The organism is Candidatus Accumulibacter necessarius, from assembly GCF_036625085.1.
On the sequence record NZ_JAZKUM010000004.1, the window covers coordinates 492,190 to 518,506 of the forward strand.

A 26,317-nucleotide genomic window follows, 5' to 3' on the forward strand; every position below is an offset into this window, starting at 1 on the left:
TGGTCTCATTCCACGGTCAGCCGCGCGACTTCACCACTGCTGTGCGGCGCCAGTTCGATGACCCTGCCGCGGTACTGCACGGTGACCTGCGTCGAGTTGCCCACCACCAGTGAAAATGGCGGCTGCCCGTCGACCTCGCGCTGGCTGCCCGCCGGGCTCAGCCCGGACAGGAGAACCTGACCCCGGGCATCACGGATCTCGACCCAGGCAGGCTGAGCAAAGGAAAGCTTCAGTCCGCCGCCGGCCACCCGCGCATCCGACAACACGGTTGCATGCGGTGCCGAGAGCACGGTCACCGACTCGCCGGGTCCTGCCTTTGGCGCAGCCAGCGCGGTTGACGCTGGCTCTGGCGGAGGCGCTGGCGCAGTGTTCTCAAGGGGTGCCGGCGCCGCCTTGCGATCGATCAGCGCCGCCAGTTGTGACTGCCAGAGGTCGGCGGGGACGAAAAAGTAGGCCAGCACAGCCAGGCCCAGCAATACCAATCCGGAAAGAACGGCAAGGTAGTCCCGGCGCTCGGCCCGCCGCCGCCCTGAATGCGGCAGGCTGGCAGTGGTTCCGGCCGACGCTTCGAGTTGCGCCCTCTGCTGCAGCTGTGCCGCATCCAGCCCGCGCATCAGGGACTCTGGGTCGATATTGAGCAGGCGCGCATAGTTGCGGACGAAGCCCCGGATCATCGTGTTTCCGGGCAAGGACTTCCAGTCTTCTGCCTCCAGTGCTTCGACCTGCCGAGGACCCAGCTTGAGCGCCTGCGCAGCGTCCGCCAGACTCATGTTGCGACCCTCCCGCGCGGCACGCAGCTGTTGACCGACGCCACCTGTAACGGGGGTCACCGCGGCACTGGCCGCTGCTTCGGCCTGGGTTTGCCCCCCTGCTGGCAGCCCTTGTTGCTCTCCCGGAAAGGGGAATACGGATTGCTCACTCATTCTTCACTCATTCGACGTTGCCTCGCAGCAGTTCCTGAGCCTCCCGCGAGAGCGGGAATCTGTTCCGCAGCTGATTGCCGTAACGCGCCTCGGCTGGCCGGTTACCGAGCCGGCGCTCGATTCGTACGCCCAGCCAGAGCGCCTCGGCACTCGGCTCGGTCTTGCGCAACAGTTCTGCGAGCTGCTGCTTTGCCAGTTCCAGATGCCCGCGCTGGTAATTGATGTTTGCCAGCTGAAGCAATGCCTGCGGGTTGCCCGGCGCAATGCGCAGACTGTGCTGAACATAATCGTCGGCGGCAGCGAAGTCGCCAAGCTTGGCGTAACAGGTGCCGGCATTCAGATAGGCCATGTCGGGGGTCTCGTACAAGGGATTCCTGATCGCTTTCTGAAAGAAGGCGATGGCTTCCTTCTCTCTACCGATCTGGCAGAGAAACCAGCCGTAGTTGTTGTTGATCTCGGGGTCGTTGGCGTCGAGACGCAAGGCCCGCTGAAAGTCCTGGTCGGCAAATGGGATTTCGCGCGCCTGGAAACCCGCCAGGCCACGCGTGCTGTAGGCTTTGGCATAGCTGGGATCAATGTCGATGGCGATGGTCAGCTCTTCGAGCGCCGTCGCCAGCTGGTTGGCCTGCAGATACAGCGCCCCCAGTTCGGTGTGCAATTTGGCACGCGTACGCGCGTCGCGGGGCTTCGACGGCCTGCGCGAGTCGGCTGCTTCCTCTGGGTCCTGTTGCTTGCTGGGCAAGGAAAGCGGCACCGACGAGCAGGCACCGAGGCAGAGACACACCAGCAGGGCGAGTACTGCGTTCCTCATGTGCAGGCCTCCTGACGGTCGAGCTGAAGGAAGAGCGTTCGCCGGCCAGTCCGCTGCGTTCTGTCGAGCACCTGTCCAGCCAGTTGACCACAGGCGGCATCGATGTCGTCGCCGCGCGTCTTGCGGGTTGTGGTCACCACCCCCGCCTCGAGCAGGACTTCGGCAAAACGGCGAATGCGGTAAGTCGGTGAGCGGCGGTACGGCGAACCGGGAAAGGGGTTGAAAGGGATGAGGTTGAACTTGCATGGCACCTCGCGCGTCAGAGCCAGCAACTCGCGCGCCTGCACATCGGCGTCATTGACCCCGTCAAGCATCACGTACTCGAAGGTGACGAAGTCCCTCGGCGCCTTCTCGAGGTAGCGCCGGCAGGCGGCCAGCAGCTCGCGCAGGGGGTATTTCCGGTTGATCGGCACCAGTTGATCGCGCAAGCCATCATTGGGCGCGTGCAGGGAAACCGCCAGCGCCACCGCGCACTCGTCGCGCAGACGATCCATCGCCGGTACCAGACCCGAGGTCGACACGGTGACCCGGCGGCGCGACAGACCATAGGCGTTATCGTCGAGCATCAGGCGCAGTGCAGTCACCGTATTGTCGAGGTTGGCGAGCGGCTCACCCATGCCCATCAGGACCACATTGCTGATCAGGCGCTCACCGTTCGATTCCCGCTCGTGCCAGGCACCCAGTGCGTGCCTGGCCTGCCATAACTGCCCGATGATCTCGGCGACGCTCAGATTGCGGTTGAAACCCTGCTTGCCCGTCGAGCAGAAGGAACAGTCCAGCGCACAGCCAGCCTGCGTCGAAATGCACAGCGTGCCGCGCCCCTCTTCGGGGATGAAGACCGACTCCACTGCATTGCCGCCGCCGACATCGAACAGGAACTTGCGCGTGCCGTCGTCGGCGATCCGATCCGAAATCACCGTCGGCGGCAGCACCGCCGCCAGGCTTCCGAGTCTGTCCCGCAGGCTCCTGGCGATGTCGGTCATGGCCGCGAAGTCGGCCTGCCCGAAGCGATGCAGCCAGCGCAGTACCTGCCGGGCACGAAACGGCTTTTCGCCGTGCCCGGCGAAGAAGGCTGTCAGCCCGGCGGCATCGAGATCAAGCAGGTTGACCGTCATCTGTGTGTGCTGGCCCGACCTAACGCCCGGAATAGACGTTCATTGCCGGAAAGAAGAAGGCAATTTCGACCTTCGCGGTATCCTCGCCGTCCGAACCATGGACGGCGTTGGCGTCGATCGACTCGGCAAAGTCGGCACGGATCGTTCCCGGCTCGGCCTTCCTGGGATCGGTGGCACCCATCAGTTCGCGGTTCCTGGCGATCGCGCTCTCGCCTTCGAGAACCTGGATCATCACCGGCCCGGAAATCATGAAGGAGACCAGATCCTTGAAAAACGGGCGCTCCTTGTGCACGGCGTAAAAGGCGCCGGCTTCCTGCGGTGACAACCAGGCCAGCTTGGCCGCGATCACCTTGAGGCCATTGGTCTCAAAGCGGGAGTAGATCTTGCCGATGACGTTTTTGGCAACCGCGTCGGGCTTGATGATGGAAAGGGTGCGTTCGATGGCCATGAGTGATTCTCCAAAAGGCGGTAGATCAAGAAAAACAACAACAAATCATATCGCTAGATACACAATCGCAGAATTATACCAAGACACGGCGAGGAATGCCGGCCTCGACGCAAAATGCAGAGCGCGCGTACGGGTCGCCCCGCACGCGCGCTCTGCGCGAACTGCAACTGCGTGCCGCTGGCTACATCATACCCAGTGTCCTCGGCAACCAGGTTGACATGATCGGCACGTAGGTGACGACCACCAGAAAGACCAGCATCGACAGCAACCACGGCCAGACAGCCACCGTCAATTCGGTGATCCCCATCTTGGTAATCCCCGAGGCGACGTAGAGGTTGAGTCCGACCGGCGGATGGCACATGCCGACCTCCATGTTCACCACCATCAGGATACCGAAGTGCACCGGGTCAATTCCCAGCTTCATCGCCACCGGAAACAGGATCGGGGCAAAGATCAGCACGATCGACGACGGCTCCATGAAGTTGCCGGCCAGCAGCAGGATGATGTTCACCGCCAGCAGGAAGGCAATCATCCCCAGCCCGTGACCCAGCATCCAGTCGGCCAACGCCTGCGGGATGTTCTCGTTCGTCATGATGAACGAGAAGAGCACGGCGTTGGTGATGATATACAGCAGCATTGCCGACATGTTGGCCGAGTTCAGCAGTACCCGCGCCACGTCTTTCATCGACAGGTCCTTGTACACGAAGACTGCGACAAAGAAGGCATAGACCGCGCTCATCGCGGCGGCCTCCGTTGGCGTGAACATGCCGCTGTAGATACCGCCCATGACCACCACGATCAGCAGGAGACCCCAGACCGATTCGCGGAAAGCGGTCCATCGCTCGCCGAAAGTCGCCTTCTTCATGCGGGGATAATTGAACTTCTTGGCCCGGAACCAGGTGACGCCGCCCAGGACCATTGCCAGGCCAATACCCGGAATCACCCCGGCCATGAACAGTGCACCGACCGAAGTGTTGGTCGCCACCGAGTACATGACCATGACGATCGACGGTGGGATCAGGATGCCGAGCGCGCCGGAAGTGGTGATCACGCCGGCCCCGAACTTGTTCGGAAAGCCGGCCTTGAGCATCGCCGGCATGAGGATCGACCCGATCGCCACCACGGTCGCCGGTGACGAACCGGAAACGGCGGCAAACAAGGCGCAGGCGACCACTCCGGCGAGGCCAAGGCCACCGTACCAGTGCCCGACCATGCTGGTGGCAAACTTGATCATTCGTCGAGCCACCCCGCCATGCGTCAGGAAATTCCCCGCAAGAATGAAGAAGGGGATGGCCATGATCTCGAACTTCTCGATGCCGGTAAATAGTTTCAGGGCAACCGATTCCAGCGGCACCTGGGTAAACATGAACAGGAAGCTAAGCACCGTCAAGCCAAGCGAGATCGAGATTGGCATGCCGGTCAGCATCAGGACCAGCAATATCACGAAAATGATAGTGGCATTCATTGTTGCTTACCTCCCTTGCCCGAATGGTCGCCTGACTGCTCTTCGGGGTGGCGCTTCTTGTAGGTCAGGTCATGCGGATGCAGGTTGTCCTCCATATTCAAGACATTGAGCTCTTCCGCGATCGTCGCCTCGTCGATTCCGTCAACATGACCGTGATCGTGATGCGGCAACTCCCCAGTCCTCAGGAAGCTGACAGTCACCTGCAGGAAGCGGAAGCACATCAGGCTCGAACCTAGCGGAATGGCGCTGTAGACGACCCATGTCGGCCACTCGAGATCGGGCGTGGTCGGCCCTTCAGGTACATCACCCACGTCCCAGCCCAGTCCGGTATAGAGAGCGTAGTGAAAGCCGTTTTCCCACACGAAGTGAGCGCCCAGCGACCCGACAATGCCGGTGAACAAAGCACCAGCGAGCAGACCAAAAACAACGAACTTGGCGCGCGTGCGGCCAGTCATACGGTTGATCAGCACGTCGACGCCGACGTGGATACCGGTCCGTACCCCGTAGGCAGCACCGAACTTCGCCATCCAGACGAACATGATGATGCACAATTCCTGCGCCCACGAGAAGTTAAGCCCCAAAAGCCAGTCCTGCAGGCCCGGAATCGACACTCCGGCCAGGTAGCGATGGGCAACGGAAGCAAAGATGATCGTCGTTGCCGCTGCCATGAGGAAGGTGATCAACCATTCCTCGAGATGATCAAGTATCTTCATTTTCAATACTCCCCCGACTGCCTGAAAAAAAGCCCGCTGGGTCAGGCGTCCCAACGGGCCATTCTTGTCTCCTCCCTGGTGCTCAGAGTTTGGTCGGATCGAAACCGGTTTCCTTGTACACCGACTGCAGCAGATCCTTGCCGATGCGCGATTCCATCTTCGCATGCACCGGCGCCAGCGCTTTCTTGAACGCCGTACGCTCTTCAGCCGTCAGCGCATGGACCTGCGTCTTGCCGCTCTTCTTGACACCTTCGAGATCCTTGTCGTTCTGCTCCTTGGCAATCTTGTTGGCGTACACGGTAGCCTCTTTCATCGCCGTTTCGAGTTGACCGCGCACGTCCGCCGGCAGGCCATCCCAGAACTTCTTGTTCACGATCACCGCATAGCCCAGGTAACCATGCTCGGTCAGCGCCAGGTGCTTCTGCACCTCATACATCTTCTGCGTGTAGAGATTGGAAATCGGGTTCTCGGTGCCATCGACGACGCCGGTCTGCAGCGCCTGATAGACCTCGGAGAAAGCCATCACCTGCGGCAGGGCGCTGAGCGCGCGGATCTCCTCTTCGAGCACCTTCGACGACTGAATTCGCATCTTCTTGCCCTTCAGGTCGGCGGGCATCTTGATCGGCGTGTTGGCCGAAAACGACTTGAAACCATTGTCCCAGAACGCCAGGCCGGTGATCCCCTTCGGCTCAAGCTTCTTGAGCAGGGTCTGCCCAAGCGGACCCTGCGTCACCCTGTGCAACTCCTCGTAGTTGTCGAAGATGTAGGGCAAGTCAAAGAGTTCGAACTCCTTGACGCCCAGCGGACCGAACTTGGCGAGTGACGGAGCGAGCATCTGCACGGCACCGAGTTGCAGCGCTTCCATCTCTTCCTTGTCCTTGTACAGCGTCGAGTTGGCGTATACCTCGACTTTGACCTTGCCCTTGGTCAATTCGGCGGCGCGCTTGGCAAAGAACTCGGCGGCCATGCCCTTCGGCGTGTCGAGAGCCACGACATGGCTGAACTTGATGACGATCGGCTGCTGCGCCATGGCCCCGAGAGGCATGGCCGACAGCGCCCCGGCAACCAGACCGAAAAGCAGGGTGGAAATCTTCATGTGTTGTCTCCTCCATAAACTACCAGTTGTGAAATTGAGCGGTGCCCGACTTGCGGACGCCAATATCACAAAAAAAAGTGTAGGTGCATATTGTGGAAATCCGCAATGTCGGCAACAGGCGTCGCAGCTTGCCGTCGCGTGCCGAGCGCGCAGCCGCTGGCAAGGTCCGTCCGGACGACGTCGACAGCCCGAGCTCACCCGCTGGCCATGGAACTTCGGTAAGATGAGGCAGGATGAAAGAAGCCTCCCTCCCCTACCCCTATGAACGGCGGCGCAGCCGCCGGCGCCCCGCTGCGCTGAAGTGGTCCAATTGGTACCTGTCGATCCTCAAGCTGGCGGTCGGCCTGCTGCTGGTGCTGCTGGTCTCGCTGTTGTGGCTGCTACACCGGAACGAGATCGACGAACAGCGTTCGACGCTGATTGCCGATGTCCTGTGGCTCGAACAGAGCGTCCGCTTCCACCTCGATGGCAACTCGGAGCAATTGCAGCAACTCGCGCTCGACCTGACCCGTGCCAGAAACCAGGGCGAACTCTTTGATTTGCGCGCCCGCCACATTCTCAAGAACAACCCGGAGCTACGGCAGTTGTTGTGGCTCGACGCCGCAGCCAGGACGGTGCATGGCATGCCAACCCAGACCCTGCCACGTCCTGAACACGAGGGTTCCGGCGAGAACCCCGTCAGCCGCTCGGTTGAGCTGGCACGACTGGGGAAGCCCGTTTACAGCGATGCCTATCGCACCGCAGAAACAGCCCAGTTCGAGGTCTACGTGCCGATCTTCGACGACGGCCAGTATCGCGGCACCCTGCTCGGTGTCTATTCGCTCACTGGCCTGCTCAAGCATCAGGTCCCCTGGTGGTTCGCCGAGAAATACCAGGTCCGCGTGATCGACGGCAACGGCAGCCTGCTGGCCAGCAAGTCGAAGATCGATGCCTCGGCAACCACGCTCAGCTACCCGGTCAGCTTTGACCCGCCGGGGTACGGCATGGTGCTGCAGGTCACGGCCTACCGCGGTGCCGACAATCTGGCCCAGACGCTGATTGCGACGCTGATCATCATCCTTGCCGGGGCGGTCTTCTGGAGCCTGTGGGCGGTACGCGGACTGATCCAGCGCCGCCTCTCGGCGGAACAGGCATTACGCTCGGAATACGCCTTCCGCAAGGCGATGGAAGACTCGCTGATGGTCGGCATGCGCGCGCGCGACCTCGAAGGCCGAGTGACCTACGTCAACCCGGCCTTCCTGCAGATGGTCGGTTTCAGCGCCGAAGAACTGATCGGCCGGGAACCGCCGATGCCCTATTGGGCGCCGGAAGAAATGGACAGGACCCTGCTTCTGCACAACAAGGTGCTCGAGGGCAAGGCGCCGCACGAGGGCTTTGAGATCCGTCTGATGCGCAAGGACGGCAGCCGCTTCGATGCCCTGATCTACGAGGCGCCGCTGATTGACGCCGATGGCAGGCAGACGGGCTGGATGGGGTCGATCATCGACGTCACTGCACGCAAGCACGCCGAGGAGCTCGCCCGCCAGCAGCAGGAGAAGCTCCAGGTCACCGCCCGGCTGGTGACCATGGGCGAGATGGCTTCAACGCTGGCACACGAGCTGAACCAACCGCTGGCGGCGATCACGAGCTACAACGCCGGCTGCCTGAACAAGCTCGAGTCGGGCAATTTCAGCGCCGTGCAGCTCAAGGAGGCGCTCGGAAAACTCGGCGTGCAGGCGCAGCGTGCCGGCCACATCATCCGTCGCGTGCATGATTTCGTGCGCAAGAGCGAACCCAAGCTCGCTCCCTGCGATCTCGCCGAGGTCATCGATGACAGCATCGGCTTCATCGAAGGCGCTGCCAAGAACCGCGGCGTGCGCATCGTGCGCGAGATCCAGGGCATGCGCCCTGAACTGCTGGCCGACCCGGTGATGCTCGAACAGGTGCTGCTGAATCTAATGCGCAACGGCATCGAGGCGATGAGCGAGGCGCCGATCAGTCAGCGACGCCTGACCATCAAGCTCGGCCAGGTGGACAATCAGATGGAAATTCGGGTCATCGATCGTGGCCCGGGGGTGCCGCCCGAACTGGTCGAAAAGCTGTTCACCCCGTTGTTTTCAACCAAGGCCGACGGCATGGGCATGGGACTCAACATCTGCCGTTCGATCATCGAATTTCACCATGGCCGCCTGTGGGTCGAGAACAACCCGGAGGGCGGCTCGATCTTCGTCATCACGCTGCCGATCGGCCGCCAATGAGCGCACGCGCCTACCTGGTCGACGACGACGAGGCGATCCGCGATTCACTCGGCTGGCTGCTCGAATCGCGTGGCGTTGCCTGCCAGAGCTACCCTTCGGCCGAAGATTTCCTGGCCGCCTGGGAGCCGTCATTGGCCGGTTGCCTGCTGCTCGACATCCGCATGGACGGCATGAGCGGTCCCGAGCTGTTCGATATTCTGTGCGAGCGCAACAGCAGGCTGCCGGTCATCTTCCTGACCGGCCACGGTGACGTGCCGATGGCCGTCTCGGCGCTGAAGAAGGGCGCTTTCGATTTCGTCGAGAAGCCGTGCAACGACAACGAACTCGTCAATCGCGTCATCGAAGCGCTGAAACTCGACGAGAACCGGCGCGCTGCGGCTTCGGGTGCCGATTCGGTCAATGCCCTGGTCAGCCGGCTGACGACGCGCGAGCAACAGGTCATGGAACTGATTCTGGCCGGCAAGCTGAACAAGGTGATTGCCGACGAACTGCAGATCAGCATGCGCACGGTTGAAGTCCACCGCGCCAATCTGTTCGAAAAAATGGGCGTCCGTACAGCGGTCGAACTGGCACAGCTACTGGCAGGCAAGCGCTGAGCGCGACGATCTTTTCGGCGCCTCAATCGGCGAGACATCGGGAGGCAGCGGGCGGCCAGCACCCATCGGATGCCCGCCAGAAGACGGCCAGGCCTTGCTCGCCCGGCGGGCAGACAAAGGACGCATCGCTGCCGATCGCGCCCACCCAGACCAGCCGTTCACCGCACCACAACAGTGGCAGGCGAGACCGTTCCCAGGGCGGCACGCCGGCCTCCTGCAACAGCTTGCGCAGCGTTCGTACGGGGCGCCGCGGATCCGGCTGCAACCGCTCGCCACCCTGCCTGGACCGAAGGTAGACCGGATCGCTGGCCAGCAGGCGACGCTGGATCCCCTCACCGACGGTCGCTCTGAACGACACGCGATCAACCCCCCAGGGCAGTTCCGACTCGCCACACCAGGGTATTGCACCTGCAGCCAAGACCGGCCGCTGGCGGACGACATGCAATTCGCCCCGGTACACGTGGAGTTCGCCATCGGCCGTTGCGACACAGGTCTCCGACCCGGCGCCGGTGGTCGCCAACTGGCGCAGCGCCTCGTCAAGCCAGCGCGCCTCGGGCGCCCGAAAGCCGGCGGCAAGCAACTCGGAACGTAACAGGTTGCGCGCCCTCGGTGCGCTCAGTGCATTGAAGCGGGCGAGATCGATGCGTCCCTGTTCCCCGACCACAGCCCGCCGATCCGCCTGCGCCAGTTCGTCGAGCAACAGCGCGGCCTCGGCAAAGTGCCCCCCGGCACGCGCCAGGGCCTGGGCAGCACCGGGAAACTGCTGCTCGATTCGCGGCATCACCTCCCGCCGCAAATGGTTGCGGCGGTAGCGCAAATCGGCGTTGCTCTCGTCTTCAATCCAGGCCAGCGAATGCGCCTCGCCGTAGCCGGCAATGACCGACCGCGGCAGTTCAAGCAGCGGCCGGATCAGGCGCGCGCCGCCGGACTGCGGCCGTTCGGCGAGCATCCCCGACGCACCCTTGACCCCGGCCCCGCGCAACAGCCTGAAGAGCACGGTTTCCGCCTGATCGTCGCGATGATGAGCGAGCGCCAGCCAGTCCGCAGGGCAAGCGGCAAACACCGCATGGCGCAGGCGGCGCGCCGCCGCCTCAAGCCCCTCACGGCTGACACGCGGCACATCGACGCGAATGATCTCGAGTGGTACGCCAAGGCGCCGGCAGAAGTCGGTGCAGAAGTCGGCCCAGGCGTTGGCGCTGGCACTCAGACCGTGATGGACATGCAGCGCAGACAGTTCGCAGGCCAGGCCAGACGAACGCAGGCAGGCCAGCGCGTGCAGCAGGACAACCGAATCGCGGCCACCGGAAAGGCCGACGCACAGGTGCCCACCATGACGCAATCGCGCTTCAAGAAACGCCGAGAGAGTCTGCTCGATCTGTTGCGTCGCGGCCGCTGCGGCAGGCTCAGCGCAGCGCCCGCTCTTTGACCCGGCCATAGGCCATCAGACGCTCAAGACGGATCCTGAGCAGATCGGCAACCGGCACCGTCCCCAGCTTCTGCAGCCCCTCCTGCAATGCCTTCTTGAGGGTCTGGGCCATTGCCACAGGGGCCCGATGGGCGCCACCGGTCGGCTCGCTGACGATCCGGTCGATCAAACCGAGCGCTTTGAGACGTTGTGCGGTGATACCCATGATCTCGGCCGCTTCGCTCGCCTTTTCGGCACTCTTCCAGAGAATCGACGCACAGCCCTCTGGCGAGATCACCGAGTAGGTCGAGTACTGGAGCATCTGCACCTCGTCGCCAATGCCGATCGCCAGCGCACCGCCCGACCCGCCTTCACCAATGACGGTGACGATGATCGGCACCTGCAGTTCCGCCATCACGTAGAGGTTGCGCCCGATCGCTTCCGATTGCCCGCGCTCTTCGGCATCGATTCCTGGATAGGCGCCCGGAGTGTCGATGAAGGTCAGCACCGGAATGCCGAATTTCTCCGCCAGTCGCATCAGGCGCAGCGCTTTGCGGTAACCCTCCGGGCGCGGCATGCCGAAGTTGCGGAAGATCTTCCCTTTGGTGTCACGGCCCTTCTGGTGGCCGATGACCATCACCGATTCGCCGTTGAGTCGCGCCAGACCGCCAACGATGGCGTGGTCGTCGGCAAAGGCCCGGTCGCCGTGCAATTCCTCGAAATCGGTAAAGATCAGGCGCAGGTAATCAAGCGTGTAGGGCCGCTGCGGATGACGCGCCACCTGGCAGACCTGCCACGGAGAAAGCCTGGCATAGATCTCCCGGGTCAGGATTTCGCCCTTTTTCTCCAGGCGTCCGATTTCTTCGGAGATGTCGACGGCAGAATCATCCTGCGCCAGGCGCAACGCCTCGATCTTCCCTTCGAGGTCGGCGACCGGCTGTTCAAAGTCGAGGAAACTGGTTTTCATCAAGCTCAACCGTAATGGCATGCGTGCGGATTCTGAAGTCGGCAATTGTAACCCGAAAGACTGGCCGCTCGCCTCGCCTGGCGCTGCGACCGGGAGATTCTGTCAGTCCACTCGAACCGCAGACTGCGGGCGTTTCACGATAACGCACGATACTGGCAGCGCGCCCCGAGCGGGCTCCTCCGCCGCGTCGGCAGATCCTCGTCAGCCGGTCGCGCCGGTGCTGGTATCGCTCTCGATGTTGCCGTCGACCAGTTCGATCACGCGGTCGCAGCGGGCCGCCAGTCGGGGGTCGTGGGTAACGATGAGGAACGAGGTGTCCAGCTCGGCGTGCATGCGCCGCATCAGGACGAAGACCTCGTCGGACGAGGCGCGGTCGAGGTTGCCGGTCGGTTCGTCGGCAAGCACCAGCGGCGGTTCGAGGACCAGCGCGCGGGCGATCGCCACCCGCTGCTGCATGCCGCCCGAGAGCTCACCCGGGCGCTTCTGCATGTCGTTCCCGAGACCGACGGCGGCCAACATCGCGCGCGCCCGCTCTTGCTGCGCTGACGTCACGCGGCCTTCGCGCATCAGCGCCGGCAGGGTGACGTTCTCGAGCGCCGAAAAGGCCGGCAGCAGGTGGTGGAACTGGAAAACGAAGCCGAGCACCGCGCGCCGGCGCAGGGTGAGACCTGCATCGTCAAGCCCGCTCGTCTCTTCGCCCTCGATCCGGTAGCTACCGGCGGTCGGGCGTTCGAGCAGGCCGACAATGTTGAGCAGCGTACTCTTGCCAGAGCCCGACGGGCCGATAAGCGCGACGAACTCGCCGCGGTCGATCGCAAAGGAAACGCCGTGCAGCACTTCAGCCTCGTTGGGCAGGCCCAGGTTGTAGCTCTTGTGGATGCCGACGAGCTCGATCAGCCGCGTCATGACGGATAGCCGGGCATGCTGCGCCCTCCCCCCGCTCGGCTGACCGCACCCCGGGCCACCTCTGCCTGTCTCATTTCCCGAGCCTCACAGGCGGATGGCCTGCGCCGGATCCAGCGCTGCGGCGCGCCGCGCGGGCGCCACGGCAGCCAGCACGCCACAGACCGTGGCGATGCCGGCAATGCTCAGCGCCAGGCTCGGCGCCAGCGTGATGGCGAACAGCGGCAGGCCGTCGCTGCCACGGACAAAGGTCGTAAAGGCCTTGATCAGCCCCACCGCGAGCAGGACGCCGAGCGTCGAACCGACCGCGCCGACGATCGCCCCCTGTAGCAGGAAGACGCGCAGCATCTGCCCCTGCGTCGCACCGATCGCGCGCAGAATGCCGATCTCGCGCTGTTTCTGCACCACCGAGACGACGAGGACGCTGGCAATGCCGAGCACGACGACCACCATCACGACACCGCGGATCAGCGCCGTGCTGACCGATTGCGCATTGAGTGCCGAGACCAGTTGCGAATTCGCCTCCTGCCAGCTCTCGACCTTGTAGGGAAAGCGTTGCGACAGGTCGGCCGCCAGTGCCTTGGCGGCCCAGACATCGACCAGCGCCAGATCGATCCCGGTGGCACCGCCGGGCAGGCCGACCAGGCTCTGCGCGGCGCGCAGCGGCACAATGACGGTCCGCCGGTTGAGTTCGCGCACACCCAGATCGACCAGCGCCGTGACACGCAGCGAATCGGTGATGGTGCCGGTGACCAGGCTGATGCGGTCGCCGACCCGCACCCCCAGGTCATCGGCAAGTTCGCGGCCAATGATGCCCTCCCCCGGCCCCAGGCGCGGCTCGCCCTGCACGACCTTGGAGCGCAGGTGCACGATGCGGTCGTAGCGGTCGAGGTCTACGCCCATCAGCGCTATCGATTTCGAAGCCTCGCCGCGCTGCGCCAGGCCGGCACCGGCGACCATCGGCGACACCGCCGCCACCGCCGGCATTGCCTCGAGCACGGGGACCAGTGACTGCCAGTTGACGATGGTGCGCGGTCGCTGCACGCGCGGCTGCGTCTGCACCAGCACGGTGGTATCCGCAGCCGGTTCACGCGCCGGGATGACCACGTCGTCGCGGGCACTGACCGTGACGTGCGCCTGCGCGCCCAGCGTCTTCTCCAGGGTATTGCGCTGCAGGCCGGTGATCAGCGCCGAGATGTAGGCGACGACCGCCACACCGGCGGCGACGCCGACGATGATCAGCACCGTCTGCATGCGCCCTTCGCGCAGGAAGCGGACCGCCACGCAGCGTTCGAAGCCGAGCCAGTTGACCATCGGCGGCAGCTTCAGCGGCCCATGGCGCTGGTCATCGCCGAGCCGGCATCTTCACGCGTGCCGTTGCGCCGGCCGGGCAAGGCGGCAGCCGGGATCGTCGAGTCTGCAATCGCGGCGCGCACACGGCTGCCCGGCCGGAGCGTGCTGCCGCGCAGGACCGTCTCGCCGGCGCTCAGCCCTTCGAGGACCTCGGCCGCTTCGAGCGTGCGCAGGCCGACGCGCACCGGCCGCTCTTCGACCCGGCCGTCGCGCGCCACCAGGACGACGGCGTCAGCCACCGCCTGGTCACCGCGCAGGGAATCCACCGGCACCACCAGCGCCGCCGGGCGATAGGCCGTCTCGACCTCCACCGATAGCGTCATGTCTTCGCGCAGGAACGCCGGCGGGGCCTCCGGCAGCGAGAACTTGACCTCGATCGCGCCGCGCTGCGCGTCAACCAGCGGCGAGATCGACAGGACGCGCGCGCTGAAGCGCTGGCCAGGGAAGGCGTCGGCCAGCACGCTGGCCGTCTGGCCGACCTGCAGTTGCTCGAGATAGCGCTCGTCGACCTGCGCCACCAGTTGCAGCGGACCGGCGAGCGCCAGACTGAGCAGCGCGTGTCCGGGCTGCACGATCTGGCCGGGCTCGACCAGACGCGCCAGCACCCGGGCGTCGGCCGGTGCCGTCAGCACCGCCTGCGCCAGGCGTGCCTGCGCGGCGGCGGTGGCAGACCCCGCCAGAGCAACTTGCGCCTGCGCCTGCACGACCTCGGTGCCCTGCTCGGCGTTGGCCGCAAGCTGGGCACGCGCGCTGGCCTGCTGCGCCCGTGCGACGTCGGCGGCACGGCGAGCCTCGTCGAGGCGCGCCGTGCTGAGGAAACCCCTGGCCACCAGCGACTGCGTCCGCTGCAGATCGGCCAGTGCAGCCGCCAGCACCGAATCGGCCTGCGCCACCGCGGCTTGCGCCGAACTCCGCCCGGTGCTGCGCAGCCCCGCCAGTCGGGCAGCGGCCTGGCGCTCGCTGGCCTGCGCCTGCGCCAGCGCGGCCCGCAGTTCGTCGGTTTCCAGGCGGACCAAGACTTCACCCTGCCTCACTTGCGCCCCTTCGTCCACCGCCACCACCAGTACGCGACCGGTCAGCGTACTGCCGACGTCCACTCGCGAGAGCGTGGCCACCCGCGCCGAGAATTGCAGCGTACGTACCAGTGGGGCGATCTGCACGGTCACCGCGGGCACAGTCGGCGCGCGGGTCAACCACCAGGTGAGCAAGGCAGCGGCGAGGATGGCGACAGCGGCAAGGACAAGGAGTGAACGGCGAGGCATGGGTCAGATTGTGGCGTTTCGGTGTATTGGGGCACCGCGGTCGGCAATCAGCTTGCGCGGCGCAACGCGTTGACAGCGCGCGTCGCCGCGCATCATCCCATACTCAGCTCACCGCATGCGCAAGGAATTACCTGAGAAGCCTCTTCCGCCGGCAGTGCCCGTCAGGCGGCGTGCTGCTTGACCCAGGCAACGTAGTGGTCCATCCAGTTCTGCAGGAACTCCCGAGTGCTTTCACCAAAGTTGTCGGCGTCATCGAACACCCCCGCGCTGGCATGGATGAACGCTTCGGGCTGAGCGAGCGTCCGCACGTCCAGATAAGCGAGGATGTTGCGCAGATGCTGTTGCGCCAGGGCCGTGCCGATGGCTCCGACCGAAGCGCCCAACACCCCGGCCGGCTTGCCCGCCCAGACGCTCTGCCCATACGGGCGCGATGCGTGGTCAATCGCGTTCTTGAGCACGCCGGGGATCGAGCGATTGTACTCCGGGGTAACGAACAGCAGGCCGTGAGCAGCTGCGATTGCGGCCTTCAGCCGGAGGACCGGGTCAGCCTGGTTCTCGTCGTTGTCCTGGTTATAGAGTGGCAGGTCGCCGATTTCCACTGGCTCGAACACGAAGTCCGACGGCGCCAGCTTGGCCATGGCGCGGGCAAGCTTGCGGTTCAACGAATCGCGGCGAAGACTGCCGACGATCACTGCGATCTGGTATTCGCTCATGATGATCTCCCATGAAGGTGAAAGGAACTGTTGACGAACCCACGGATCTCCCGCGCGGGCAGCGGGTAGCGCGCGGGCAGCGGGTAGTGAAGTCACATCAGCGCGAGTGCACGACTGCTCTGACGTAAGCGCCAGGCACGCAAGCACGGCTGTCGTGCCCAGATGCAATTCGATCGGCCAGGATAGGCTTCTTCCCGTGCGCAGTCTGTGCGCTGACCAACTTAGCCTGATCCGGTCCAGGTCGCCTGAGTGTTCGCTGGCGCACAGAACAGCGTGCAGACAATCGGCTAGTCTGGCTCGAGAGCAATTCCGTGAACGAAGGACCGGGTGTGACTGTCCGTTGGCAACACGCCCGCAATCGACTGCTCGCATCGGAGAAAAAATGCGCCATGGACTGACTGTGCTGTGGATGGTGGTTTGGTCGGTGACTTCGGCCGTGGCTCAGGTGAGCATCGGCATCGGGCTTCCCGGCGTAAGCATTGGGATCAACCTGCCGTACTACCCTGACCTTGTCCGGGTTCCTGGTTACCCCGTTTACTATGCTCCACGACTGGATTCGAACTTCTTCTTCTACGATGGCATGTACTGGGTCTATCAGGGAGATGACTGGTACGCCAGCTCCTGGTACAGCGGGCCTTGGGCGCGCGTAGCGCCGGCGGTGGTGCCGCTGTTCATCCTGCGCGTCCCGGTAAGCTACTACCGCAATCCGCCGGGGTATTTTCGCGGCTGGCGGCCGGATGCGCCACCGCGCTGGGGTGAGCACTGGGGCCAGGGATGGGAGCAGCAGCGAAGCGGCTGGAACCAATGGAATCGCCGTTCCACGCCAGCGCCCGCCCCGCTACCGGCTTACCAGCGGCGGTACGCGGGCGATCGCTATCCCCCGGTCGAGCAGCAACAGGCACTGCACAACCGGAACTACCGCTATCAGCCCCGTGACGCCGTGGTGCGACAGCATTACCAGGAACAACGCCTGCAAGGAACCCCGTCGCCACCGTCTCAGCGCGGGCAGCAGCAACCGCAGGGGGAGAGAGATCGGGAGCCGAATGTTCAGCGTTTGAACTCACCGCGGCCTCACCAGCCGGCTGCGCCAGGGGCGCAAGGCTCAGCGCCGGAGCAGAGACACAGCCAGGAGGGTCAGAGGTCGGGCCCACCCCCCGCGTCTTCCGGGCAACGAAGCCAGCCAGACCAGGACCACCAGAGGCAAGCTCAGCAATCCCGCCAGCCTCAGCCGCCCCAGCAGCGATCGGTCCCGCATCAACAGACGGCGCCAACGGCAAGCCGCGAAAACGCGCCGCATGGTGCCTCGCAGGAGCTGCGGCGTGGGCACGGACAGGACAAGGAGCGGGTGAAAGGCGAGGAGCGCGGTCCGGATCGCAATCGGTAAGCGGCCCGACGATGAGTGGTCGCTGTTGAAAGTGGTCGCCGCCGGCCGTGCAATCCTTCACCCGACTTCAGTTACCGAACAGGCCCTTTATCGACTTGATGATGGCACCGCCGCCGGGGACAACCGAGTCCGCTGCAGCGTCGCCGGCCGCCTCCTTGGCCATGCTCTCCATGCCAAGCATCACGCTGTCAAAGCCGCTCACGCGTACCGTGGCTGCCCAGATCAGGGGCTGTTTCTGCCCAGGCTTCTGTGGTGGGTAGGCAAAACCCCTGGTCGGGCCAACCGCCTCCGCCATCGCCATGGCACCCTGCGCCTTCTGAAAAATGCCGGCGGGGATGGTGCAGCTGTTCTGACTCTTGGGCAGCATCGGGTTCTTGTTCCTGGCCGCCATCCAGATGACCATTTCCTTCTCTCCCACCGCGCCGACAGCGTGCAGATTGTAGCCTCTGGCACGGCTGAGGGCATCCCACTGCAGCGGAACCGCGGCATTCAGGGCGGTGCTCGTGGCCTTGAAGTTGATCGGCTCGAGAAAGTCCATCTCCTTGTCCAGCGTGTAGCGGATTTCCTGCGGCATGAAACTCGCTTTGACCACATGCTCACCGACTGCCGATGAGTCACCGGGAATGGCAGTGGCGCCGGAATCCCCATGCGGCCACCACAGGGTACGCGGCGGCAGGGTTTCACCTCCGGCGCCCTCTTTGCCTTGCCGGCTCTGGCGGGCCATGGCCGCCACTTCAGGCGACACGCGGCTACCGATAGCCTTGATGTCGATCACTTCGGGTTGGCCTGCCGACACCGTGGCGCTGCAGCCCCAGTAGATCAGCACCTTGCCATCAGGATCCTCGCCGCTCCCCACGCCCTTGCCGCGCCCCTCGCCCTTGAGCGGCAGGACAGGCCCGAAACGCATCGTTTCCGGAACGATGTGTTCGGCGGTGTAGCCGCCCGGAATATCGCCGGGATTGGTCAGGCGTAGATCCATCATCTTGTTCGTCCTGCTGCCTTGACCCATCATCATGCCGAGCATACCGCCGGCTCCGCCCGCGCCCATGCCGGAGTGGGTGCCCAGGTTCATTTCATAATTGACCGGCGCCGCGAGTGCGCCTGGCAGGATGCCGGCCAACGCGCCGGCCATGGCCAACTGCAGAGCATGCTTGTTCATCTTGACCTCCCAAATGGAATCAAAGCAAGGCCAGTGTATAGCACGCTTCGTGCACAACGGGAAGGGTACCTTGTCAGCGTCGGGCTCCTGCCTCGCGGCCGCCATCTCTGGCCGCAGTCGCCACTCGCCGGTGACCGTCGCGCGTCGGCAAGCATCCAGACCCCGCCAGCGATCCTTGTCCGCTTCATTGCATCCCCGACTGACGGGCTCGCAGTTCCTCACGTGGATCACCCCGCTTCTCGCTCGGCCGGCTACCACCCAGCGCACGTTCGGCACCCGCCGGTCGCTCTCGCGGCGGCTGAGCATCCACCCGTGCCGGAGCAGCCAGGCGGGTCGACTCCGCTCTCCCCGCAGCAGCTTGCTCACTGCGCGCCTCCTGCCGCCGGTGCTGCCGGAGCGAGTCCTCACCATTTGGCGCGCGGTCTGGCAGACGGGGCTCGGCTCTCTCCGACCGCACCGCGGTCACGGGCCGGGCGGCTTCCGCCGGCGGCCGCTCAACGCGTTGCGGCGCCATCACGGGCTGTGACGTCGGCGCGGCGGCGCGCTGCGGTGCCATTACGGGCGGTGGCATCGGCGCGCCAGCACGCTGCCCAGCTGCGTCGACGCGAGGCAGTGGCGAGGTCGTCGGCACGTCCACTGGGCGCTGTTGAGAACCGGTGGCAGTCATCGCCGGAACCGCGGTCGAAATCGGCGTCGGTGACGCGGCTTGCCGATCTCGCCCTTCGAGCGCGGATGGCGCAGACACGCGGCCGGGGGAGTCGCCAGAGCGCTCGCGGCGTTCGGGGACGGGACCGGCAGCAGGCATTCCTCCTCGATCGATCCGCTGACTCGCGGACAACACCGAAGGCGCTGGCGCCATTGGCGACGCCGGCGCAGCGGGGAGCAACCCGGGATCCGAGCGACGTGCGCTGTCCATCGGTGCTTCCGTGCGCACCCGACCGCCTGGATGCCCAGGCAGTGCGGCTCCGCGCGGTGGTGGGGATGCGGCGTCGGCAGTTGGCGGCGGTGCCGGTGCCGGTGCCGCCACGGTCGTCGGGGGGCTTGCCGGCAGCATCGAAACGACGTTTGCGCTCGCTGGTGGCGGTACCACCGACCTTGGCCGGGTCAAAGCCGCCGCTGCGGTCGCTCCTGACAACCCGACAGGAGGGGTCGCCTGTGCGTCGCCGCGCCTGCCCGACTGACCATCCGGCAACGCGCCACCGGCTGCCGGCCGCGTTCGCTCTGCTGCTGGCTGCATCTGACCCATCTGGCGACGCACCTCCTCACGATCGCGGGCTGCAACCGGAGCCCTCACCTGTACTGGCTGGCTGGTCAGCAGGGCGCGCTCGGCTGGTTGCAGGGCTGCTTCACGAACATGGCGACGCTGCCGCATGGCCTCCTCGGGAACCGCCGTCACCGCTTGTGGCAGATGCTGATGAACGTAGCGCGAACGTGCCGCGACGGCTTGCGGGTTGACCGTGATCTCCGTCAGGTGGTTGATGTTCGTGACCTGGGCCGCGTTGACCTGGCGCACATGGCCGGCACTACTCCGGTAGGCCGGGATATACACCTCGCGCGGCGCGAGCGGAAACCAGCCGACGGCAGGTCGTGCGCCGGCGTGCGCGGGTCGGTGGGCGGCCGGTGTGCCGACCCAGGCCACCAGCGCGGGAGCGTAGACCGGTCTCGCCACCCGCTTGCCCGGAACCCAGCCCCAGGCGCCACGGAAGAGCGCCCAGCGTCCGTAGTGGAAAGGTGCAAAGCCCCAGGGCTCGTCGCCAACCCAGCTCCAGCCCCACGGATCAACCCAGACCCAGCGCCCCGAGCGGTACGGTGCCCAGTCAGCGGGCAGCGCCCGCGGAAACCAGACGGCACCGTATTCGGGGCTCTCATACCAGTTGCCGTGGGCGTCGAGGTCGCCGACACCGGTCATCTCCGGCGAAACAAGGAGGGCCTGGGTAGCCGCACGCTGCGGCTCACGCGCCGCACTCCAGAGGGCAAATTCGTCATTCACCGGCGCCGACAACTGATACTGGGTCCGTCCGGCAGACCAGAACTGGGCACGTTGGCCAGCGCCGATGTCAAGTGAACTGTCGGCTGCAGAGAAACGGAGGGCGCCGGCATAGACCGTCCCGGCGGTGGTGGAACGATCCGAGTCGAAGCGATAGCGACCCGCCTCACGCACCTGGAAGCGGCCGTCCCGGGTACTGAATTCGAACTCGCTTGCCGATTCGGGCGAGGGGAGCCGGGCAATCACGCTGCCTTCGCGCAACCGCAGCGCGACTCCTTGATCGTCAAGCTGCACCAGTTCGAGAACACTCCCCGAGGCAATCTGGAGCAGATTCGAGCCGATCTGTACTTCGGCACGGGCACCGGCAGCCGTCGACAAGACGTCGCCACTGGTGAGCGGCCAGTTGAGCACGGCGGCGCTCGATTCACCGCTCTCCGCCCGGTGCAGATGAACCGACCCGAAGAGCGAGGCGATGCGCCCTACCCGGCCAGGCGGATCGGCTGCTGCCGGCGAGATCGCCAGCAGCGAGAGAAACAGCAGGGTCAGTGATCGACACCAGTGATGCAGGGTGGCAAGGTAAGGTGGCATGGCTTCCGGTCTCCAGAGCGCCGGCATGAAACCTGCCGGATGAAAGGTTAACGCTCGACTCACCGTTTTATCGGACAGCGGCAACCGTTTGTTACACAATTGCCACGCGCCGCATCATCAGGCCAAAACCGCAGCCGCTCCCGCGGACAGGATCCCGCATTCGTAAGGCGGTTTGGCAGCCACCCTTGCCGACCGTAGAATGCGCCGCAGATCACCCGCAGCGCCACGCCATAGCCCCCTTGCGCCCCGGCGCGCCCTTCCGCAGGAGTATCCAGATGAACAGACCCCGTGTTTTCGCCATCGACGGCATTGTCCCGGTCATTGACCCGAGCGCTTACGTCCATCCATCAGCGGTTCTGATCGGCGACGTGATCGTCGGCGCAGGCTGCTATGTCGGCCCCTGCGCCAGCCTGCGCGGCGATTTCGGTCGCCTGATCCTCGAACAGGGGGTCAATGTGCAGGACACCTGCGTCATGCACGGCTTTCCCGGCACCGACACGGTCATCGAGCAGGACGGCCACATCGGCCACGGTGCCGTGCTGCACGGCTGCCACATCGGACGCAATGCGCTGGTCGGCATGAACGCGGTGATCATGGATAACGCCGTGCTCGGTGAATCGTCGATGGTCGCCGCTTGCGCCTTTGTCAAGGCCGGGATGGAAATCCCGGCGCGGTCGCTGGTTGCCGGTGTCCCGGCCAGGGTACTGCGCCCGCTCAGCGATCAGGAACTCGCCTGGAAGTTTGCGGGAACCCGCACCTACCAGGATCTCACCCGACGCTCGCTGGCGACACTGGTCGAAGCCGAAGCGCTGACGGCGGTCGAGCCCGACCGGAAGCGCTTTGACCTGCCGGGCGTGCTGCCGTTGATCGAACTCAGGAAGCTGTCGGAGAATAGCGGGTAGCGCGAGGCGAAAGCCTCTTTCGTCCCGCTGTCCCCGGATTGGCGATCTGCTCCGGATGGCACATGGCGACGATCCCAGGCGGCTCCCGCCGTTTCCCGGACCCTCCCGGATTGGAACCCGCATGCCCGAGACCAGGCCAATCTCTCCCATCCCACGACAAATCGAGCAAGGCATCGAGCGGCTCTCCACTCTGCTGGAGCGGGGCCCGGTCGCCCTCCTTTCCGGTGCCGGCTTGAGCACGGCGAGCGGCATTCCGGCGTATCGGGACCGTCATGGCCAGTGGCAGCATTCGCAGCCGATCCAGCATCAGGATTTCCTGCGTTCGGAAGCCGTACGCCAGCGTTATTGGGCGCGCAGTTTCGCTGGTTGGGCAAGCATGGCCCTGGCCAGCCCGGCAGCGGGGCATCGGGCGCTGACCCGAATGGAAGAGAGGGGGATCGTCTCGGCGGTCGTCACGCAGAATGTCGATGGCCTGCATCAGAAGGCGGGCAGTCGTTCGGTGATCGAACTGCATGGCGGCATCGATCGGGTGCTCTGCCTCGCCTGCGGCGAGCGTTTTCCGCGCGCATCGGTCCAGCACTGGCTGGCGGCCGCCAACCCCGAGTTCACGGCCGGCGCCACGCGCCCGGCGCCGGACGGCGACGCCCAGTTGCCCGATGCGGCCGCCGCCGATTTCCGGATCCCCGGCTGCCCATCCTGCAACGGGACGCTCAAGCCGGATGTCGTCTTCTTCGGCGACAGCGTGCCCAGGGAGCGTGTCGCTGCAGCGAAGCAATCGATCGATGCGGCACGGGCATTGCTGGTGGTTGGCTCGTCACTGATGGTTTACTCGGGCTTCCGCCTCGTCGACCATGCACGCCAGCGCGGCCTGCTCGTGGCCGCGATCAATCAGGGCGTGACGCGAGCCGATCACCTCCTCGACCTCAAGGTCGAAGCCGACTGCGGTGAAGTTCTCGAGCGCCTGCTGGGCAGGACATGAAGCGCGCGCGGTCTTCGGCGCCACCGGAGAAACACGAGGGCAGCCGATGCAACGACGCCGGAGCAAGAACAGGCTCTCCCATCAGCTTTGGCGAGCGTGCGATTTGGCTCCCGGGAGCCGGTGAGCGTTCGGTCAGAACGAGCGCGTGACGCCTTGCAGACATCACCGCGGGGCACCGCAGCCCAAAGCGAAGAACCAAAAAAACACACCGCCGCTGCACGAAGTGCGGCGGCGGCATGCGACAGCTGAAGTGGCCGAACTACCCGTGCCCGTGGTACCACGGCAAGTACCACCTGTGGAACGGCTATGGGGCGTGCTGGGAAACCACAGACGCTGCTAGCTGCCGAGCAGCGTCTGAGCCTGGCCTACAGCATCACCCGCCGCAAAGTTCCTCGGGTCGCTGACCCTGAACCCTCGCCGGGAGGGTTTCTCATTGCCGCCGCCCTTACCAGTGCTTTTCCCCATGACCACACCGGGTAAAGCTATAATGACAGGCTCCCCATCTACCCTTCCATGGTCCGAGACACTACCTTCGGCCCCTCAGTTCGCCGGCAAACAGACGTAGCCTTCCACCCTCATATTGATTTGGAGGTCGCCGTAGGGGAAAGCCAGCGGATAATCTGAGCCAGCGTTGGTGCAACCGACCACCGATATCAATCCCTCAGTCACACCGGAAAAGAGACCTTTGGTGGGTTCGCCTGGATCAGGCGAGGACTCCTCCACAAAAAAGCTCAGCAACTGGCCCCGACACAGTCTTCGTTGCAGCTTGGGATCCAAAGGATCATCCCCAACAAACCGGGTGTTGAAAGACATCTCCGACTGCTCATAGTCATCGCAGACGATTCGATGATCATAAACATGATCTTCAGCGGAAGATGCGATGTTTGGAGTACCCGACAGAGCACACGTGAGCTTGTAAGTACCGCCATGCCTCCTGGCGGAAACCTTCAGCTGTGCCACTCCGGATGTTAGCGGGAGTGGCCCGAAGAAGCCGCCATCCCCGAAGCCTACGGCGTTGTTGTTGATCACACCTTCCACCTGCGCCGGGAAAGTACCCGCCGCGTTACAGGAAGGTTCGCCCGCCTGGCAAATCGAGGCTACGAAGACCAGGCTGGTCGTCGCCAGCAGTTTCGGGAAATGGGTCACAGGATTCTCCTCTACAGAATTATCGACGATGGATGTGAACGCCAGACCCAATCAGACCTGGTATCCCGAGCAGAGAACCTCGTGAAGGATAGTGAGTCCAGCCGCTCCGCGGTGAGTATAGTTATGCCCTTCAAGCCTTGTCAATGTCGCGCATACCGACGGTATGGCAAGTTGGTTGTCTGTCGGCAAACAAGACGAGCGGTGTGCCCTCTCGGGTTTTGGTCATTCCTTGATGATCGAAGACCACACGGATGTTGCGGTTGAGATGGCGCATATTCTCCGCGAGGCTGGTCTTGCCGCGCTCGTCCGGGGTCATGGCACGTCCGGGATCAAGTCCTGTAAGCCCGCAGCAAGAGGACGCCGCCACACTTCACGTGTGGCGGCGTCACTGAACGGTCGAGACTCGTCGCGCCTACCTTTTCTTCACCGCCGGCAGATCGGTACACACTCCCTCATAGACCTCCGCGGCCATTCCCACCGACTCGCCGAGCGTCGGATGCGGGTGGATGGTGTGGCCGATGTCAGTCGCGTCGCAGCCCATTTCGATCGCCAGGCAGACTTCGCCGATGAGATCGCCGGCGTCGGTGCCGACGATGCTGCCGCCGATGATGCGGTGCGTGGCTTCATCGAAGATCAGCTTGGTGAAGCCCTCCTCGCGGCCGTTGGCAAGAGCCCGACCCGATGCGGCCCAGGGGAAGACGCTCTTGCCATAGGTGATGCCTTCCGCCCGGCATTGCTCCTCGGTCTTGCCGGCCCAGGCAATTTCCGGATCGGTGTAGGCAACCGAGGGGATCTGCAGGGCGTCGAAGCAGCGCTTGCCGCCGTGCGCGGCTTCGGCGGCGACGTGCGCTTCGTGCACCCCCTTGTGCGCCAGCATCGGCTGGCCGACGATGTCGCCGATGGCAAAGATGTGCGGCACGTTGGTACGCAACTGGCTGTCGACGGGGATGAAGCCACGCTCGCTGACCACGACGCCCGCCTTTTCGGCTGCCAGCTTGCCGCCGTTCGGCGAGCGGCCGACGGCGACCAGCACGAGGTCGAAGCTTTCCTTCTCGTCGTTGCTGTAGGTGACCTCGATGCCTTCGGGCTTGGCCACGCCGGCGACGACGCCGGTATTTAGCAGGATGCGGTCGAAGCGATGGGCGTTTCGCTTCTCCCAGACCTTGACCAGATCACGGTCGGCGCCGGGCATCAGTACCGACCCGAGCTCGACGACCGTGATGCGCGAGCCGAGCGCCGAGTAAACACTGGCCATTTCGAGGCCGATGATGCCGCCACCGACGACCAGCATGCGCTGCGGGATCTGGCGCAGTTCGAGGGCGCCGGTCGAGTCGACGACGCGCGGGTCGTCGGGCATGAAGGGCAGCGCGATCGGTTGCGAGCCGGCGGCGATGATCGCCTTCTGGAACCTGATCAGCTTGCTGCCGCCGTCGGTCAGCGCGACTTCGAGGTGATGCGGGTCGACGAACTGGCCAACGCCCTGCACGACTTCAACCTTGCGCCCCTTGGCCATGCCGGCGAGACCGCCGGTCAGCTTGCCAACGACCTTGTCCTTGTGCATGCGCAGTTTCTCGAGGTCAATGCTCGGGGCACCGAAGCTGACGCCGCAATCGCCCATGTGCTGCGCTTCGTCCATCACGACAGCAATGTGCAGCAGCGCCTTCGACGGGATGCAGCCGACGTTGAGACAGACGCCACCGAGCGTCGGGTAACGTTCGACGAGGACGGTCTTCATGCCGAGATCAGCGCTGCGAAACGCCGCCGAATAGCCGCCCGGGCCGGCACCGAGGACCAGCACCTCGCATTCGATATCGGCGCTGGCCGCGATCGCTGCCGCGGCCTGCGGGGCTGTCGCCGCGACAGCCACTGGCGGCGCCGTGACACTGGCCGCCGGCGAGGCTTCGTCGACTGTGCCGGCGGCTTCGATCAGCGCCACGACCGAGCCGGCGGACACCCTGTCGCCAAGCTTGACCTTCACTTCCCTGACGACGCCGGCGATGCTGCTCGGTACGTCCATCGTCGCCTTGTCGGACTCGAGGGTCACCAGCGCATCGTCGACCTTGACCGTGTCGCCCACTGCCACGCAGAGGTCGATCACCGGAATATCGTGATAGTCACCGATGTCGGGCACTGTTGCTTCAATGATCTGGCTCATGATTTTCTCC

General features: G+C 64.6%; 23 protein-coding genes. 5 read left to right on the plus strand and 18 right to left on the minus strand.

Features of this window, described 5'->3' with window-relative positions; translation table 11 throughout:
- Window positions 1–5: 5 nt before the first annotated feature.
- The 7 genes from V5B44_RS13505 to V5B44_RS13535 form a co-directional block, all read right to left on the minus strand.
- On the minus strand, window positions 6–923 hold the full coding sequence (locus V5B44_RS13505; RefSeq protein WP_332359529.1) for a helix-turn-helix domain-containing protein: 918 nt from the start codon (window positions 921–923) through the stop codon (window positions 6–8).
- Window positions 924–930: 7 nt separating this feature from the next.
- Window positions 931–1,734, minus strand: a complete 804-nt coding sequence (gene pilW, locus V5B44_RS13510) for a type IV pilus biogenesis/stability protein PilW (protein ID WP_332359530.1) — start codon at window positions 1,732–1,734, stop codon at window positions 931–933.
- Window positions 1,731–2,849 (minus strand): 23S rRNA (adenine(2503)-C(2))-methyltransferase RlmN, encoded by a 1,119-nt coding sequence (gene rlmN / locus V5B44_RS13515; protein WP_332359531.1) that lies wholly within the window; start codon window positions 2,847–2,849, stop codon window positions 1,731–1,733. The genes pilW and rlmN overlap by 4 nt, the downstream gene beginning before the upstream one ends.
- A 19-nt stretch (window positions 2,850–2,868) precedes the next feature.
- Window positions 2,869–3,297, minus strand: coding sequence for a nucleoside-diphosphate kinase (ndk, locus tag V5B44_RS13520; protein ID WP_332359532.1), 429 nt, complete (start codon window positions 3,295–3,297; stop codon window positions 2,869–2,871).
- A 181-nt stretch (window positions 3,298–3,478) separates the two neighbouring features.
- The gene (locus V5B44_RS13525) at window positions 3,479–4,762 is read right to left on the minus strand and encodes a TRAP transporter large permease (RefSeq protein WP_332359533.1); all 1,284 of its coding nucleotides are present in this window, start codon (window positions 4,760–4,762) and stop codon (window positions 3,479–3,481) included.
- The gene (locus V5B44_RS13530; protein WP_332359534.1) at window positions 4,759–5,475 is read right to left on the minus strand and encodes a TRAP transporter small permease; all 717 of its coding nucleotides are present in this window, start codon (window positions 5,473–5,475) and stop codon (window positions 4,759–4,761) included. Before V5B44_RS13530 ends, V5B44_RS13525 begins: the two co-directional genes overlap by 4 nt.
- Before the next feature lie 82 nt (window positions 5,476–5,557).
- A complete protein-coding gene (locus V5B44_RS13535; protein WP_332359536.1) occupies window positions 5,558–6,571 on the minus strand; it encodes a TRAP transporter substrate-binding protein in 1,014 nt (337 codons plus the stop codon).
- Between the two features lie 233 nt (window positions 6,572–6,804).
- Between V5B44_RS13535 and V5B44_RS13540 the strand changes: the two genes are divergently transcribed.
- Together V5B44_RS13540 and V5B44_RS13545 are read left to right on the plus strand one after the other, a co-directional pair.
- Window positions 6,805–8,808: a sensor histidine kinase gene (locus V5B44_RS13540; RefSeq protein WP_332359537.1), complete on the plus strand. Its 2,004-nt coding sequence runs from the start codon at window positions 6,805–6,807 to the stop codon at window positions 8,806–8,808.
- Window positions 8,805–9,404 carry a response regulator transcription factor gene (locus tag V5B44_RS13545; protein WP_332359538.1) on the plus strand — a complete coding sequence of 200 codons (600 nt, stop codon included), beginning with the start codon at window positions 8,805–8,807 and terminating at the stop codon, window positions 9,402–9,404. The genes V5B44_RS13540 and V5B44_RS13545 overlap by 4 nt, the downstream gene beginning before the upstream one ends.
- 22 nt (window positions 9,405–9,426) lie before the next feature.
- On the opposite strand, the gene tilS is transcribed toward V5B44_RS13545, so the two are convergent.
- The 6 genes from tilS to V5B44_RS13575 form a co-directional block, all read right to left on the minus strand.
- Window positions 9,427–10,839, minus strand: coding sequence for a tRNA lysidine(34) synthetase TilS (gene tilS / locus V5B44_RS13550; RefSeq protein WP_332359539.1), 1,413 nt, complete (start codon window positions 10,837–10,839; stop codon window positions 9,427–9,429).
- The gene (locus tag V5B44_RS13555) at window positions 10,808–11,776 is read right to left on the minus strand and encodes an acetyl-CoA carboxylase carboxyltransferase subunit alpha (RefSeq protein WP_332359540.1); all 969 of its coding nucleotides are present in this window, start codon (window positions 11,774–11,776) and stop codon (window positions 10,808–10,810) included. Before V5B44_RS13555 ends, tilS begins: the two co-directional genes overlap by 32 nt.
- 201 nt (window positions 11,777–11,977) lie before the next feature.
- The gene (locus tag V5B44_RS13560; protein ID WP_332359541.1) at window positions 11,978–12,682 is read right to left on the minus strand and encodes an ABC transporter ATP-binding protein; all 705 of its coding nucleotides are present in this window, start codon (window positions 12,680–12,682) and stop codon (window positions 11,978–11,980) included.
- Window positions 12,683–12,766: 84 nt separating this feature from the next.
- Window positions 12,767–13,993, minus strand: coding sequence for an ABC transporter permease (locus V5B44_RS13565; protein ID WP_332359542.1), 1,227 nt, complete (start codon window positions 13,991–13,993; stop codon window positions 12,767–12,769).
- A gap of 11 nt (window positions 13,994–14,004) precedes the next feature.
- On the minus strand, window positions 14,005–15,294 hold the full coding sequence (locus tag V5B44_RS13570; RefSeq protein ID WP_332359543.1) for an efflux RND transporter periplasmic adaptor subunit: 1,290 nt from the start codon (window positions 15,292–15,294) through the stop codon (window positions 14,005–14,007).
- 161 nt (window positions 15,295–15,455) lie between these two features.
- Window positions 15,456–16,007, minus strand: a complete 552-nt coding sequence (locus tag V5B44_RS13575) for an NADPH-dependent FMN reductase (protein WP_332359544.1) — start codon at window positions 16,005–16,007, stop codon at window positions 15,456–15,458.
- A gap of 382 nt (window positions 16,008–16,389) precedes the next feature.
- Between V5B44_RS13575 and V5B44_RS13580 the strand changes: the two genes are divergently transcribed.
- Window positions 16,390–17,391, plus strand: coding sequence for a hypothetical protein (locus tag V5B44_RS13580; protein ID WP_332359545.1), 1,002 nt, complete (start codon window positions 16,390–16,392; stop codon window positions 17,389–17,391).
- A 67-nt stretch (window positions 17,392–17,458) separates the two neighbouring features.
- Here the strand turns inward: V5B44_RS13580 and V5B44_RS13585 are convergent, their stop codons facing one another.
- A complete protein-coding gene (locus V5B44_RS13585) occupies window positions 17,459–18,550 on the minus strand; it encodes a hypothetical protein (RefSeq protein ID WP_332359546.1) in 1,092 nt (363 codons plus the stop codon).
- Between the two features lie 184 nt (window positions 18,551–18,734).
- Window positions 18,735–21,125 (minus strand): DUF6600 domain-containing protein, encoded by a 2,391-nt coding sequence (locus V5B44_RS13590; protein ID WP_332359547.1) that lies wholly within the window; start codon window positions 21,123–21,125, stop codon window positions 18,735–18,737.
- Window positions 21,126–21,400: 275 nt separating this feature from the next.
- Here V5B44_RS13590 and paaY point away from each other — a divergent pair, with 275 nt between their 5' ends.
- The gene (gene paaY / locus V5B44_RS13595) at window positions 21,401–22,027 is read left to right on the plus strand and encodes a phenylacetic acid degradation protein PaaY (protein WP_332359548.1); all 627 of its coding nucleotides are present in this window, start codon (window positions 21,401–21,403) and stop codon (window positions 22,025–22,027) included.
- Between the two features lie 121 nt (window positions 22,028–22,148).
- On the plus strand, window positions 22,149–23,006 hold the full coding sequence (locus V5B44_RS13600) for an NAD-dependent protein deacetylase (protein ID WP_332359549.1): 858 nt from the start codon (window positions 22,149–22,151) through the stop codon (window positions 23,004–23,006).
- Between the two features lie 540 nt (window positions 23,007–23,546).
- Here the strand turns inward: V5B44_RS13600 and V5B44_RS13605 are convergent.
- The 3 genes from V5B44_RS13605 to lpdA form a co-directional block, all read right to left on the minus strand.
- The gene (locus V5B44_RS13605; RefSeq protein WP_332359550.1) at window positions 23,547–24,203 is read right to left on the minus strand and encodes a hypothetical protein; all 657 of its coding nucleotides are present in this window, start codon (window positions 24,201–24,203) and stop codon (window positions 23,547–23,549) included.
- 79 nt (window positions 24,204–24,282) lie between these two features.
- On the minus strand, window positions 24,283–24,468 hold the full coding sequence (locus tag V5B44_RS13610; protein ID WP_332359551.1) for a hypothetical protein: 186 nt from the start codon (window positions 24,466–24,468) through the stop codon (window positions 24,283–24,285).
- A gap of 96 nt (window positions 24,469–24,564) precedes the next feature.
- Window positions 24,565–26,307 carry a dihydrolipoyl dehydrogenase gene (lpdA, locus tag V5B44_RS13615; RefSeq protein ID WP_332359552.1) on the minus strand — a complete coding sequence of 581 codons (1,743 nt, stop codon included), beginning with the start codon at window positions 26,305–26,307 and terminating at the stop codon, window positions 24,565–24,567.
- Window positions 26,308–26,317: the final 10 nt, after the last annotated feature.

Excerpts from the sequence above, each read along its gene's own strand:
- lpdA (WP_332359552.1), bottom strand. The coding sequence starts at position 26,307 with ATGAGCCAGATCATTGAAGCAACAGTGCCCGACATCGGTGACTATCAC.
- pilW (WP_332359530.1), bottom strand. The coding sequence starts at position 1,734 with ATGAGGAACGCAGTACTCGCCCTGCTGGTGTGTCTCTGCCTCGGTGCC.
- V5B44_RS13610 (WP_332359551.1), bottom strand. The coding sequence starts at position 24,468 with ATGACCCCGGACGAGCGCGGCAAGACCAGCCTCGCGGAGAATATGCGC.
- paaY (WP_332359548.1), top strand. The coding sequence starts at position 21,401 with ATGAACAGACCCCGTGTTTTCGCCATCGACGGCATTGTCCCGGTCATT.
- V5B44_RS13535 (WP_332359536.1), bottom strand. The coding sequence starts at position 6,571 with ATGAAGATTTCCACCCTGCTTTTCGGTCTGGTTGCCGGGGCGCTGTCG.
- V5B44_RS13505 (WP_332359529.1), bottom strand. The coding sequence starts at position 923 with ATGAGTGAGCAATCCGTATTCCCCTTTCCGGGAGAGCAACAAGGGCTG.
- V5B44_RS13570 (WP_332359543.1), bottom strand. The coding sequence starts at position 15,294 with ATGCCTCGCCGTTCACTCCTTGTCCTTGCCGCTGTCGCCATCCTCGCC.
- rlmN (WP_332359531.1), bottom strand. The coding sequence starts at position 2,849 with ATGACGGTCAACCTGCTTGATCTCGATGCCGCCGGGCTGACAGCCTTC.
- V5B44_RS13580 (WP_332359545.1), top strand. The coding sequence starts at position 16,390 with ATGCGCCATGGACTGACTGTGCTGTGGATGGTGGTTTGGTCGGTGACT.
- V5B44_RS13590 (WP_332359547.1), bottom strand. The coding sequence starts at position 21,125 with ATGCCACCTTACCTTGCCACCCTGCATCACTGGTGTCGATCACTGACC.
- V5B44_RS13530 (WP_332359534.1), bottom strand. The coding sequence starts at position 5,475 with ATGAAGATACTTGATCATCTCGAGGAATGGTTGATCACCTTCCTCATG.
- V5B44_RS13540 (WP_332359537.1), top strand. The coding sequence starts at position 6,805 with ATGAAAGAAGCCTCCCTCCCCTACCCCTATGAACGGCGGCGCAGCCGC.
- V5B44_RS13565 (WP_332359542.1), bottom strand. The coding sequence starts at position 13,993 with ATGGTCAACTGGCTCGGCTTCGAACGCTGCGTGGCGGTCCGCTTCCTG.
- ndk (WP_332359532.1), bottom strand. The coding sequence starts at position 3,297 with ATGGCCATCGAACGCACCCTTTCCATCATCAAGCCCGACGCGGTTGCC.
- V5B44_RS13600 (WP_332359549.1), top strand. The coding sequence starts at position 22,149 with ATGCCCGAGACCAGGCCAATCTCTCCCATCCCACGACAAATCGAGCAA.
- V5B44_RS13555 (WP_332359540.1), bottom strand. The coding sequence starts at position 11,776 with ATGAAAACCAGTTTCCTCGACTTTGAACAGCCGGTCGCCGACCTCGAA.
- V5B44_RS13545 (WP_332359538.1), top strand. The coding sequence starts at position 8,805 with ATGAGCGCACGCGCCTACCTGGTCGACGACGACGAGGCGATCCGCGAT.
- V5B44_RS13585 (WP_332359546.1), bottom strand. The coding sequence starts at position 18,550 with ATGAACAAGCATGCTCTGCAGTTGGCCATGGCCGGCGCGTTGGCCGGC.
- V5B44_RS13575 (WP_332359544.1), bottom strand. The coding sequence starts at position 16,007 with ATGAGCGAATACCAGATCGCAGTGATCGTCGGCAGTCTTCGCCGCGAT.
- V5B44_RS13525 (WP_332359533.1), bottom strand. The coding sequence starts at position 4,762 with ATGAATGCCACTATCATTTTCGTGATATTGCTGGTCCTGATGCTGACC.
- V5B44_RS13560 (WP_332359541.1), bottom strand. The coding sequence starts at position 12,682 with ATGACGCGGCTGATCGAGCTCGTCGGCATCCACAAGAGCTACAACCTG.
- tilS (WP_332359539.1), bottom strand. The coding sequence starts at position 10,839 with ATGGCCGGGTCAAAGAGCGGGCGCTGCGCTGAGCCTGCCGCAGCGGCC.